Origin of the sequence: Adlercreutzia muris (genome assembly GCF_041223505.1) — a bacterium.
GTDB classification, from domain to species: domain Bacteria; phylum Actinomycetota; class Coriobacteriia; order Coriobacteriales; family Eggerthellaceae; genus Adlercreutzia; species Adlercreutzia muris.
The window spans coordinates 21,631-33,250 of sequence record NZ_JBCLQK010000010.1 but is presented as its reverse complement, the minus strand read 5'-3'; the positions used below and the strand labels follow the sequence as shown (position 1 = coordinate 33,250).

At 67.7% G+C, this 11,620-nt stretch carries 10 protein-coding genes; 2 read left to right on the top strand and 8 right to left on the bottom strand.

Features of this window, described 5'->3' with window-relative positions:
- Positions 1 to 87: 87 nt before the first annotated feature.
- From tatA to ilvD, 5 genes are all read right to left on the bottom strand, one after another.
- Entirely contained in the window at positions 88 to 348 is a 261-nt protein-coding gene (gene tatA / locus AAK988_RS09430) for a twin-arginine translocase TatA/TatE family subunit (RefSeq protein ID WP_135970431.1), read from the bottom strand.
- A 186-nt stretch (positions 349 to 534) separates the two neighbouring features.
- Positions 535 to 1,548, bottom strand: a complete 1,014-nt coding sequence (gene ilvC, locus AAK988_RS09425) for a ketol-acid reductoisomerase (RefSeq protein WP_135970432.1) — start codon at positions 1,546 to 1,548, stop codon at positions 535 to 537.
- A 43-nt stretch (positions 1,549 to 1,591) separates the two neighbouring features.
- Complete coding sequence (ilvN, locus tag AAK988_RS09420) at positions 1,592 to 2,074, bottom strand: acetolactate synthase small subunit (RefSeq protein WP_028026253.1); 483 nt, start codon at positions 2,072 to 2,074, stop codon at positions 1,592 to 1,594.
- On the bottom strand, positions 2,071 to 4,128 hold the full coding sequence (ilvB, locus tag AAK988_RS09415) for a biosynthetic-type acetolactate synthase large subunit (protein WP_135970433.1): 2,058 nt from the start codon (positions 4,126 to 4,128) through the stop codon (positions 2,071 to 2,073). Before ilvB ends, ilvN begins: the two co-directional genes overlap by 4 nt.
- Positions 4,125 to 5,801 carry a dihydroxy-acid dehydratase gene (ilvD, locus tag AAK988_RS09410; RefSeq protein ID WP_135970434.1) on the bottom strand — a complete coding sequence of 559 codons (1,677 nt, stop codon included), beginning with the start codon at positions 5,799 to 5,801 and terminating at the stop codon, positions 4,125 to 4,127. Before ilvD ends, ilvB begins: the two co-directional genes overlap by 4 nt.
- 542 nt (positions 5,802 to 6,343) lie before the next feature.
- Between ilvD and AAK988_RS09405 the strand changes: the two genes are divergently transcribed.
- Both AAK988_RS09405 and AAK988_RS09400 read left to right on the top strand, forming a co-directional pair.
- Positions 6,344 to 7,540 carry a papain-like cysteine protease family protein gene (locus tag AAK988_RS09405; protein ID WP_135970435.1) on the top strand — a complete coding sequence of 399 codons (1,197 nt, stop codon included), beginning with the start codon at positions 6,344 to 6,346 and terminating at the stop codon, positions 7,538 to 7,540.
- A gap of 212 nt (positions 7,541 to 7,752) precedes the next feature.
- Positions 7,753 to 8,307 carry a gamma carbonic anhydrase family protein gene (locus AAK988_RS09400; RefSeq protein WP_135970436.1) on the top strand — a complete coding sequence of 185 codons (555 nt, stop codon included), beginning with the start codon at positions 7,753 to 7,755 and terminating at the stop codon, positions 8,305 to 8,307.
- Between the two features lie 20 nt (positions 8,308 to 8,327).
- Here AAK988_RS09400 and AAK988_RS09395 read toward each other — a convergent pair whose 3' ends face one another.
- The 3 genes from AAK988_RS09395 to prfA form a co-directional block, all read right to left on the bottom strand.
- Entirely contained in the window at positions 8,328 to 9,164 is an 837-nt protein-coding gene (locus AAK988_RS09395; RefSeq protein WP_135970437.1) for a purine-nucleoside phosphorylase, read from the bottom strand.
- Positions 9,165 to 9,182: 18 nt separating this feature from the next.
- Positions 9,183 to 10,235, bottom strand: coding sequence for a N5-glutamine methyltransferase family protein (locus AAK988_RS09390; protein ID WP_135970443.1), 1,053 nt, complete (start codon positions 10,233 to 10,235; stop codon positions 9,183 to 9,185).
- Between the two features lie 186 nt (positions 10,236 to 10,421).
- Complete coding sequence (prfA, locus tag AAK988_RS09385; protein ID WP_321194104.1) at positions 10,422 to 11,495, bottom strand: peptide chain release factor 1; 1,074 nt, start codon at positions 11,493 to 11,495, stop codon at positions 10,422 to 10,424.
- Between the last annotated feature and the right edge of the window lie 125 nt (positions 11,496 to 11,620).

Below are 11,620 nucleotides of genomic sequence, written 5' to 3'. Positions count from 1 at the left end.
TTGCCAAAAGGCAGACGCCGCTTCGCTTGGGAGGGAGGGTTGAACGCCCCGCGCCCGAGAGCAACGGGGTCGGTTCACAAAGGGAAGTTACTCGGCCTTCTTCTTGACGACCTTCTTGACCGCGGTGGTCGGGGCGCCGGCCGTGGCGGGGGCGGGCTCGTCCTCGACGATCTCGACGACCTCTTCCTCTTCGTCGTCATTCTTGTCGAAGGCCATGCCCTCGCGCAGGCTCTTGACCGTCTTGCCGAGGGAGGCGCCGAGCTTGGGCAGGTTCTTCGGGCCGAAGATGAGCAGCACGACAACGAGGATGATAACAAGTTCGGGCACGCCCAGTCCGAGGATCTTCATGAGGCATTCTCCTTCTCGAGGTGAGGGGCGCGCCCGCCGATGGTACTCACGGACGCGCCGAGTTGCTTGCGCTTCGATGGCGTCCACTATGCCTCGTCCCTACGCCGCCGCCTATCACGCAGACCCGTGATTTTGTCACGCGAGCCGAGAAATTCCCCGTCACGTCTTTATGTGACAAAGGAAGTTTTACCTGTTCGGGCCGCTGCATTCCTTATCCCACGAGAACATGGAGCGAATGCGCTCGCCGGTCTTCTCGATCTCGTGGCCATTGATGGCCTCGCGCTGCTTGTGGAGCCAGGGACTTCCCTTCTCGTAGTCGGCCACGAACTCGCGGGCGAAGGAACCGTCCTGGATGCGGGCCAGAATCTCGCGCATGGCCTCGCGGCTCTCGTCGTTGATGACCTTGGGGCCAGCGTAGTACTCGCCGTACTCGGCGGTGTTGGAGATGGAGTAGTTCATGAAGTGGATGCCGCGCTCGTACATAAGGTCCACGATCATCTTCATCTCGTGGTAGCACTCGAAGTAGGCGAGCTCGGGCGGGTAGCCCGCCTCTACGAGCGTCTCGAAGCCGGCCTTCACCAGTTCCACAAGACCGCCGCAGAGTACCGCCTGCTCGCCGAAGAGGTCCTCCTCGGTCTCCTGGGCGAAGGTGCACTTGATGATGCCGGAGCGCGCCCCGCCCACGCCCCAGGCGTAGGAGAGCGCCGTGTCCCAAGCGGTGCCCGAGGCGTCCTGGGCCACGCAGACGAGGTCCGGCACGCCAAAGCCCTGGGTGTACTGGCGGCGCACGATGTGGCCGGGGCCCTTCGGCGCGCACATGATGACGTCCACATCCTCGGGCGGGGTGATATAGCCGTAGTGCACGTTGAAGCCGTGGGCGAAGGCAAGAGTGTCGCCGGGTTTCAGGTGCGGGGCGATGAACTTTTCGTAGACGGCCGGCTGCAGCTCGTCGGGCACGAGGATCATGATGAGATCGGCCTCCTCGGCGGCCGTGGCCATGTCGCACACACGCAGGCCCGCCTCCTCGGCCGCAGCCCGGGACGCCGAGCCCTCGCGCAGGCCTACGCGCACGTCGCAGCCGGAATCCCTCAGGTTCAGCGCATGGGCGTGGCCCTGGGATCCGTAGCCGATGACGGCGATCTTCTTATCCTTGATAACCTCGGGGTTGCAGTCCTGTTCGTAGTAGATGGTGACAGCCATGGGTTTCCTTTCTCGTCGTTGGCTGGTGTTCGGTAAATAGAAGTTAGTCGCGGCTCGAGCGCGACAGGGCGATCTTGCCGGTGCGGACGATCTCCTTGATGCCGTAGGCGCGGAACAGATCCTCCAGACCAGTGAGCTTCGCGTCGTCGCCGGTGGCCTCCACGGTGAGCGTCGCACGTCCCACGTCCACGATCTTCGCACGGAAGATGTTGGCGATCTCGATGACCTCGCTTCTTCGCTCGGGAGGCGCGCTCACCTTGAACAGCGCCAGCTCGCGCTCGATGGCCCCCTCGTCGGTGAGATCGGTGATCTTGTGGACGCTGATGAGCTTGTGCAGCTGCTTGGTGATCTGCTCAAAGGCCACATCGTCGGCCATGACGATGGCGGTGACGCGCGACATGGTGGCGTCCTCGGTAGGTCCCACCGACAGCGACTCGATGTTGAAGCCGCGCCGGGAGATGAGGCCGGTCACGCGGGAGAGCACGCCGGGGCGGTTCTCCACCAGAACAGACAGGATGTGCTTCATCGCCGGTCCTCCTTTCCCTCGTCGCCGGCGCGGAAGAGGGTCTTCCAGTCTTCAGGGCGCACGTCCACCGTGGAGCCGTCCTGGCCCAAACGCGCGCCGGTGTCCTGCGGGTCGACCTCCCATCGACCGCCGAACTGGGCGTCGATCTTCGCGCACGGCGACGTGGCCCCGGACGGCGCGCCGGCCATGCGGGCCCGCGGGGATCCAGAAGCGGCGGGCACATCGGTGCGCACGGCCCCCACGGCCACGTCGATGGCGCCCATGACGTTGTCGAGGGCCGCCCCCGGGGCCACCATGGGATACACGTTCTGCTCGGGCGAGATGGCCACGTCCAAGAGGTAGGGGCCCGGCGCGGCCAGCATACGGGCGATGGCCCCGGCCACCTCGCCGGGCGCCTCCACGCGCTCGCCCTCCCAGCCGTAGGCCTCCGCCAGCTTCACGAAATCGGGCACCGGCGCCAAAAGCGTCTGGGAGTAGCGGCGGCCGTAGAACAGCTTCTGCCACTGGTGCACCATGCCCAGGCAGCGGTTGTCGAGGATCATCACCTTCACGGGAACGCCGTTGATGGCGGCGGTGGCCATCTCCTGGGAGTTCATCTGGAACGACCCGTCGCCGGCGATGCAGACCACCGCGGCCTCCGGGCGCGCCACCGCGGCCCCGATGGCCGCCGGGAAGCCGAAGCCCATGGTGCCCAGGCCGCCGGAGGACAGGAAGGTGCGCGGCCGCTCGCGGTGCAGGAACTGGTGGGCCCACATCTGGTGCTGGCCCACCTCGGTGGTGACGATGGAGGCGTCCGGGTCCAGCTGGCGCCCGAGCTCGGCGATGACCAGCTCGGGCACGATCTCGTCCTCTTCCTCGTTCACCGCCATGTTGGGGTGGTAGAACGGGTAGCGCTCCCGCCAGGCGGCGATATCGGCCACCCACTGGTCATCGCGCGGGGCGGCGCCGGCCTTGGCCAGGCACTCCAGCATGCCCGCGAGCACGCCCTTCAAGTCTCCCACGATGGGCACGTCAGCATCGCGGATCTTGCCGATCTCGGCCGGGTCGATGTCGATATGCACGATCTTGGCGTTGGGGGCGAACTCGGACACGCGCCCGGTGACGCGATCGGAGAAGCGGGCCCCCGCCGCGATGATGAGGTCGGCCTCGGTCATGGCCATGTTCGAGTACTTCGCCCCGTGCATGCCCACCGGCCCCAAATTCAGCGGATGGCTCGCCGGCACGCCGCCCTTGCCCATGAGGGTAACCACCGCGGGCACCTGCATGGCGTCCATGAGGGCCGTAAGCTCCTCGGTGGCCCCCGAGGAGACGATGCCGCCGCCCACGTACAAAAGCGGCTGCTCGGCCTCTTCCAGAAGGCGGCAGGCCGTGCGGATCTGCTTGGCGTTGCCGCGGTAGGTGGGCTTGTAGGAGGGCAGGCTCACCTCGTCGGGGTACTCGAAGATCATCTCCTCGCCGGCCACATCGCTCGGAATGTCGATGAGCACCGGGCCGGGGCGCCCGGTGACGGCGATGTGGAAGGCCTCGCGGATGGTGCGCGTGAGCTCGTCGGTGGACTGCAGCAGATAGGAGTGCTTCACCACGGGCATGGTGATGCCCACGATGTCGGACTCCTGGAACGAGTCGGTGCCGATGACCCCGCGTCCCACCTGGCCGGTAATGACGACGAGCGGCACCGAGTCCATGTAGGCCGTGGCGATGCCCGTGACGGTGTTGGTGGCGCCGGGGCCCGAGGTGACCATCACCACGCCCGGCCGCCCCGTGGCCCGCGCATAGCCGTCGGCCATGTGCACGGCCCCCTGCTCGTGGCGGGCGAGCACATGGGTGATCTGCTCGGAGCCGTAGAGGGCGTCGTAGAGCTTGATGGCCTGGCCACCCGGGTACCCGAACACCGTCGTGACGCCTTCGGCCTCCAGGCTCGCCACCACTGCCTCGGCCCCGAGCATGGAGGTGCCCTGCTTGGCCGTGCGGCTTCCCAAGCCGCGGCATGCGCCCTCGCTCGCGGCGCTGCGGCGCGCGGGCCGCGCCCCTTCCCTGTTCTCGGTCTCGGTCATTGGATAATCGCCCCCTTGTCGGCAGAAGTTACCAGTTTCGCGTACTTGGCCAGCACCCCGTGGTGGTGCTTGGGCGCCGGCGGCACCCAAGCGGCGCGGCGCCGGGCGAGCTCGTCGGCCTCCACGTTCAGGGTCAAACGACCGCCCTCGATGTCCACGGTGACCGAGTCGCCCTCGCAGATGAGCGCGATGGGGCCGCCGGCGGCCGCCTCGGGGCTCACGTGCCCCACGGCCGGCCCCTTGGTGGCGCCCGAGAAGCGCCCGTCGGTGATGAGCGCCACGCTCTCGGAGAGCCCGCGGCCGCAGATGGCCGAGGTGGGCGCGAGCATCTCGCGCATGCCCGGGCCGCCGGCCGGCCCCTCGTAGCGGATGACCACCACGTCGCCGGGAGAGATGGCCCCGCCGTTGATGGCCGCGCAGGCCTCCTCCTCGGAGTCGAACACCCGGGCCGGGCCGGTGTGGCACAGCATGGAAGGGGCCACAGCGGCCTTCTTCACGATGGCCCCGTCCGGCGCGATGTTGCCGTGGAGCACCCGCAGGGCCCCTTCGGCCGAGAAGGGGTTGTCGTGGGCGCGGACGACCTCGCCGTCGGCCCCGGCGCAGGCGGCGTGCATGTAATCGAGGTAGTCCCCCATGGGCCCCATGCAGGTGCGGGCGTCCCGGTCGATGAGGCCCAGCCGGTCGAGCTCGGCCAGCACCACCGGCACCCCTCCCGCGCGGTACAGGTCGATGAGCGGGCGCGGGCCGGCCGGCGCGAGCTTCACCAGATGCGGCGTGCGGGCGCTGACGGCATTCCACGTGTCCATGGTGATAGGGCAGCCCGCCGCATTCGCGATGGCCGTGAGGTGCAGCACCGTGTTGGTGGAGCCGCCGAAGGCCATGTCGCATCCCATGGCGTTGCGCACGGCCGCCTCGTTCAGGATGTCTTTCAGGCACACGTTCTCGCCCACGAGCTCCATCACCTTCATGCCGGCGCGCTTGGCCAGCCGAATGCGCTCGGAATAAACGGCCGGCACGGTGCCGTTGCCGGGGAGGGCAACCCCCAAAGCCTCGCACAAACAGTTCATGGAGTTCGCCGTGAACATGCCCGAGCAGCTGCCGCAGGTGGGGCAGGCCGTGTCCTCGAAATAGGCGAGCTCCTCCTCGGTCATAGTACCGGCGGCCACCTTTCCCGCCCCGTCGAAGAGCGTGTTCAGGTCGGCGGCGGTGCCGTCGGGTGCGGTGCCAGGCAGCATTGGGCCGCCCGAGACGAACACCGTGGGCACGTTCACCCGCAGCGCCCCTAAGATCATGCCGGGCACGATCTTGTCGCAGTTGGGGATGCACACCATGCCGTCGAAGGCGTGGCCGGCCACGGCGCATTCCACCGAGTCGGCGATGACTTCGCGACTCACGAGCGAGTAGTGCATGCCCTCGTGGTTCATGGCGATGCCGTCGCACACCCCGATGGTGGAAATCTCGAAGGGCACGCCGCCGGCCATATAGATGCCGGCCTTCACGGCCTCGCAGATCTTATCGAGATGGGTGTGCCCGGGGATGATGTCGTTGCGCGCGTTGACGACGGCGATGAAGGGGCGCGCCATCTCCTCGTCGGTGATACCGTCGGCCTTCAGCAGGCTCCGATGCGGCGCGCGGGCCGCCCCGCGCTTGATCTGGTCGCTGCGCAGTGCCACTGGCTCTCCTTTCTTCCCGTGCCGGACTTCACTCCGACAAACAAAAAACCCGCTGCTTTCGCACCGGGTCCGGGATGGGTCAGCCTACGCCAGGGCGAGCCTGGCCGCAGAAGAGCCTCGACATATGACGGTGTCGCCGGTCCAGTGCTACTTGCGCACCCGCACCCGGCGGTAAGCCGGCAGCACGGGCGTCGTTCTCACCAAACTGCTCGGAGGGCTTGTTCGGAACGGCCGACGCCTGCTCGCAGATTCCGCAGGCTTGCTGTCAGACGGCTTGGCCCCTACTGGTCCTCGTCAACGCATGTGCGCTATGAACTTGGCTGCGCAGTATACCCCTTCGCCGCGCCAACGCAAGGCGAAATGCTCAACTTTCTTTCCAACGGCTCGGAAACGGCCGCGCCACAACAGGCAACGGCAGCGCCACAGGCGGGCGACGAGTCCTCCTCCTTCCGGTGACGGTTGACAGGTTGTCACTGATGCTACGCGGGGAGTTCGTATGATCTTAAGCGACTGTATCCGCGTCGTGAGAGAGGATAGGGACCATGGCCGCGACGACTACCGTGAGAGTGCACCGCCGGAAGAGCCCCGCCGCGGTGCGACGCAGCGAGACCGTAGCTGAGGCCCGAAAGAGGGCATCGGCTTGGATGACGGCGGCAGCAACCCGGCTCAAGGAGGCCCTGCCCGTCCGCGAGGGCCGCGGCACCAAGGCTGCGCCGACGGTCGCCTCATCGGCAGACGATGCCGAAACGAGTAAGGGCCCACTCGCAGCATCAGGGCCGTCGCCCGCGCCTCTCGCCGCCGCGCGCAAGGCCGTCGGCGCGGTGCGAGACGCCCTCACCCCCACCCCAGCGACCGCTCCAGCGCGCCGAGACCGCAGCCGGGTGCTCCCCGCCACGAGCGAGCCCCTCTCCCCCAACGGCGGCGCGGTTCGCGCCGACGCCGTCATCGCCACCCGGGCCCGGCGGGGCACATATCCCCTGGCGGCGCCGTCGTGGCACGCTTTCCGCGGCTACGTCACCGACCGCTCCGACTGGGACGAGCTGCGCTCCGTGGGGCTGCCCGCCATGATGCGCGCCCACCGCGCTCTCGCGCTCGCCGTCGCGGCGGCGGGGGCGGCCCTCGTGCTCACCCTGGTGGCGCTCGCGGCTTACTTCTGCCTGGCGCCCGCCACCGCCTCGGCCAATTCCCCCTACGAGACCGCCGAGACGGCCGCGCCGACAAGCACCCCGGCAAGCCAGTGGAAGGCCGGCGAGATACCCTCCCTGTACCAGGCCGATGCCGCCTGGGGCGACATTCCCTACGGCCAGGCGACCCTGGGCGAGGCCGGCGCCGCTCCCACGGGCTTCGCCATGGCCTATGTGGCCGTCACGGGAGATACGGCCAAGACCCCGGCGGACTTCGCGCAGTGGGCCACCGACCACGACCTGACGGCCGCCGGCGCCGACACGGTGCAGACCTTCCTCGCCGAGGCGGCCTCCGAGTTCGGCCTCTCGCTGAAGCTGATCGAGGTGGATGATCACGCCCTGCGCCGGGCCATCGTCTCGAACATCCCCGTCATCGTCGTGACTGAGCCCGGCACCTTCGCCCCCGTGGCCAGCCTCATCGTCCTCGACGACATCGACGGCAACAGCCGCATCGTGCTCCACGACCCCGCAAGCGCGGCGCGCACGGCGAAGAGCTGGAGCTTCGACGACATCACCGGCGCTGCCCTGGCCGCCTACGAGGTGTCCGCCGCCTAGCGGCTTTCGGGCGGAACACCTCCGCGGCGGGGGATCTGGCGCCTTTGGGCTACAAAATGCGCCCCTTCGAGGCCGCGGGCGGGCGCAGATGCAACGGTTCGAGCGGTTTGGGTGTTTCCTTCGATCATCGGGAGCGCTAAGGTAGGGAAAGCAAGAGAACATCGCATCGCGCCGGCCGCCGGCGCGCCTGACCCATCGCCAAAGGAGACGCCATGACCTACCGCAACGTGAGTCTGCACCCCGCCTGCCGCATCGCGCCGAACGCCACCCTCGTGGGCAACGTGGAGGTGGCCGAGAACGCCACCATTCTGTTCAACGCCTGCCTGCGCGGCGACTGCGGCAGCCGCATCCGCATCGGCGAGGGCTCCAACGTGCAGGAGAACAGCTGCCTGCACCTCGACTACGACCAGGACTGCCTCGTGGGCCGCGGCGTAACCATCGGACACGGGGCGGTGGTGCACGGCTGCATCCTCGGCGACAATGTGCTCGTGGGCATGGGGGCCGTGGTGATGAACGGCGCCGTGATCGGCGACAACTCGCTCGTAGCTGCCGGCGCCCTCGTCACTGAGGGCATGGTTGTGCCGGAAGGCTCGCTCGTGGTGGGCGTGCCGGCGAAGGTGCGCCGGGCGCTCACACCCGAGGAAATCGAGGGCAACCGCGATGCCGCCGCGGGCTACGTCGCCATCGGAGCCGAGCTCGTGGAGGAGGGCATCCTCTACGCCGGCGCCGACGTGCCCCGCGACATCCGCACCATCGCCCTGGCGTAGAGGGCTTCCCGAGCCGGACCCTACAGCTGTTCCAAAATCCCCTCGATGAGACAGCAGAAGTCCTCCTGGCGGGCCTCTCCCACCTCGTGGACTTCCTCATCGGAAGGGCTCGCGCCCTCCACCCCGCAGGCCATGTTGCTCACCAGCGAGATGCCGAGCACGCGCATCCCCCCGTGCCGCGCGGCGATAACCTCCTCGCACACCGACATGGCCACCGTATCGGCTCCCCACTTGCGGAACATGCGGATCTCAGCCGGGGTTTCGAAGGAGGGGCCCAAAAGTCCCAAGTACACGCCCTCCTGCACGGGAATCGACAGCTCGTCGGCCACACGGTGCGCCAACGCGCGCAGCGAGGGGTCGTAGGCGTCCAGCATGCTGAAGAAGCGCGGCGCCATGGAATCGGGCGCCGCGCCCGTGATGGGATTTCGCCCGGTGAAGTTCAGCTGGTCGGCCATGATGCAGAACTCGCCCACGCGATAACTCTCGTTAATGGCCCCGGCGGCATTCGTGGTGATGAGCGTGCGCGCGCCGAGACGCTCCATGAGCCACACGGGAAAGGCCACTTCCTGAGCCGAATAGCCCTCGTAGCCGTGCAGGCGCCCCTGCATGGCGAGCACCCGCTTGCCGCCGAGCATGCCGGCCACGAAACGCCCCACATGGCCCGAGGCCGTGGACACCCCCATGCCGGGCACCTCGCCAAAGGGGACGAATACGGGGCTTTCGATCCGATCGGCCAGAGGACCGAGGCCCGATCCCAAGATGAGGCCGACCTCGGGCGCGAAGCCACCGAGGCGTTCCCCCATCGCCGCCTGCGCCGCATCCAACGTCTCAACGAGGTTGCCGTCGTTCAAAGTCATGGGAAGTCCTTTCTCGGGTCAGCGCGCCTCGCTTGGAAAAGCCGCGCCGCAGGCCGCCGACGCACCGGCGCCCTTGCGCCCCACAAGCACGCGAGGCCGGCCGGCCAGGTCGTCTGCAATGCGCACGTCGGTGAAACCCGCAGCCTCGGCCACGGCGCGGGCGGCATCCAGGTGCCCCTCGTGCAGCTCGCAGGCAAGCACGCCGCCCGGCTTCAGGGCGCGGGCCGCCCATGCCGCGAGAGGCCGGAACACATCGAGACCGTCAGCGCCGCCGTCCAGCGCGAGCGCCGGCTCGAAGTCTGCCACCTCGCGGGGAATATCGGCCATCACCTCAGTGGGCACGTAGGGCGGGTTGGAAACCACGGCATCGAAGGTGCCCAGGCGCTTCTCGCCGATACCGGTGCCGAGCGAGCATTCCAGCACGGCCACGCGGTCGTCCAACTCCAGGGCGGCGACGTTCTCCCGGGCCAGGGCCACGGCCTCGGGGGCGATGTCGGTGGCGATGACCCGCACATCGGGATGCTCCGCCGCAAGAGAGCAGGCGATGCACCCCGTGCCGGTGCACAGATCGGCCACGAGCAGGGGGCGGGCGGGATCTTCGGAAATGGGAGTCTCTTCCGATCCTATCAGTCCGACGCCCGCCTCGTCCAACGCCTTCTTCACCGCTTCCACCGCAGCGTTTTCCCGCTCGGCGGCCTCGGGGTTCCACTGGGCCTCGTGCTTAGCCGGAGCCGGCAGCATGGCCAGCACTTCGCTCACAAGCACCTCAGTTTCAGGCCGCGGGATGAGCACCCCGGGCCGTACCTTCACCGTGATGTGCCGGAAGGCAACCTCGCCGGTGATGTACTGCAGCGGCTCCCCCGCCCCTCGGCGCCGCACGTAATCGCGCAGCGTCGAACGCTCATCCTCCGAGAGCGGCCGGTCGAAGTTCACGAACAGGTGCATGCGCGTAAGCCCCGTCGCCTCGGACAAGAGCCACTGGGCCGACAGCCGCGGGTTCTCATCCCCCTTCTCGGCCAGATACCCCTCAGTCCACTCCAAAGCAGATTTTATGGTCCAGATATTATTCAACAATATCGCCCTTTGTCACATAGGTTCGCCCAAGGAAGTCAGCGAGGTTTCGACAGGTGCCTGGAATTGCCTTGAAGCGCGGCCGAGCGGCCTTCGCGCCGCGAGGGAAAGCGCTGAATGGCAAGGCCAGGTGCCTGTCGGATCCGCAGCATCGGCGTTCCCGTCGTTGCGTGAGCAACGACGAAACTAAACAGCCGCTTCCAGCTTCTGGGCGCGGTCGGCCGCCTGCAAAGCGGTGATCACATCGCCCAGGTTGTCGCCTAAAAGCACACCGTTGTAGGTGGAGTTGAAGCCGATGCGGTGGTCGGTCACGCGGTCCTGCGGGCCGTTGTAGGTGCGGATCTTCTCGGACCGGTCGCCCGAGCCGATCTGGGCCAACCTCTCGGCACCCTCGGCGGCCTGCTGCTCGGCGAGCATCTTCTCGTAGAGGCGCGCACGCAGCACGGCCATGGCCGCGATCTTGTTCTGCAGCTGGGACTTCTGGTCCTGGGACTGCACCACCAAGCCGGAGGGCAGATGCGTGATGCGCACGGCCGAGTCGGTGGTGTTCACGCACTGGCCGCCCGGGCCGCCGGCGCGGTACACGTCGATGCGCAGGTCGCCCTCGTTGATCTCCACTTCCACCTCATCGGCCTCGGGCAGCACCGCCACCGTGGCCGTAGAGGTGTGGATGCGGCCCTGGCTCTCGGTCTTGGGAACGCGCTGCACGCGGTGCACGCCGCTCTCGAACTTCATGACCGAGTACACATGGTCGCCCTTCACCTTGAACTGCACTTCCTTAAAGCCGCCGGCCTCGGAGGGCGAGGCGTCCATGGTCTCGGTCTTCCAGCCCTGGGACGCGGCGAAGCGCTCGTACATCTTGTAGAGGTCGCCGGCGAAGATGGCGGCCTCATCGCCGCCGGCCGCCGCGCGGATCTCCACGATGATGTCCTTCTCGTCGGCTGGGTCGGCCGGGATGAGCATGAACTTGATGTCCTCTTCCAACGAGGGCAGCCGCGCCTCGATGCCGGCGATCTCCTCCTGGGCGAACTCCTTCATGTCGGCGTCGGAGAGCATCTCCTTGGCCGCCTCCAGGTCATCCATGGCACTCACGTACTCGGCGGCCTTCTTGGCCAGCGGGCCTTGGGAGGCATACTCCTTGGCCAGGCGGTTGTACTCCTTCTGATCGGCCAGAACCGCCGGGTCGCCCATCTTGGCCTGCAGCTCGTCGTAGGCCTCGATGATCTTGACGAGCTTCTCTTTCATATCAGTTTCCTGCATGGGTGCGTCCTTTGCGTGAAACGGGGTGGGTTCAATAGCGCCCGCAAGCGCGACGCCATATTGTAGCAGAAAGGCACACCGATGAGGCGCCTGTCGGCTAATGCCCACAGGCGCAGCGTTGCGGA

What these genes read in the sequence shown, in the direction of transcription:
- tatA (WP_135970431.1), bottom strand. Translation starts at nt 348, where the DNA reads ATGAAGATCCTCGGACTGGGCGTGCCCGAACTTGTTATCATCCTCGTT.
- ilvC (WP_135970432.1), bottom strand. Translation starts at nt 1,548, where the DNA reads ATGGCTGTCACCATCTACTACGAACAGGACTGCAACCCCGAGGTTATC.
- ilvN (WP_028026253.1), bottom strand. Translation starts at nt 2,074, where the DNA reads ATGAAGCACATCCTGTCTGTTCTGGTGGAGAACCGCCCCGGCGTGCTC.
- ilvB (WP_135970433.1), bottom strand. Translation starts at nt 4,128, where the DNA reads ATGACCGAGACCGAGAACAGGGAAGGGGCGCGGCCCGCGCGCCGCAGC.
- AAK988_RS09405 (WP_135970435.1), top strand. Translation starts at nt 6,344, where the DNA reads ATGGCCGCGACGACTACCGTGAGAGTGCACCGCCGGAAGAGCCCCGCC.
- AAK988_RS09400 (WP_135970436.1), top strand. Translation starts at nt 7,753, where the DNA reads ATGACCTACCGCAACGTGAGTCTGCACCCCGCCTGCCGCATCGCGCCG.
- AAK988_RS09395 (WP_135970437.1), bottom strand. Translation starts at nt 9,164, where the DNA reads ATGACTTTGAACGACGGCAACCTCGTTGAGACGTTGGATGCGGCGCAG.
- prfA (WP_321194104.1), bottom strand. Translation starts at nt 11,495, where the DNA reads ATGCAGGAAACTGATATGAAAGAGAAGCTCGTCAAGATCATCGAGGCC.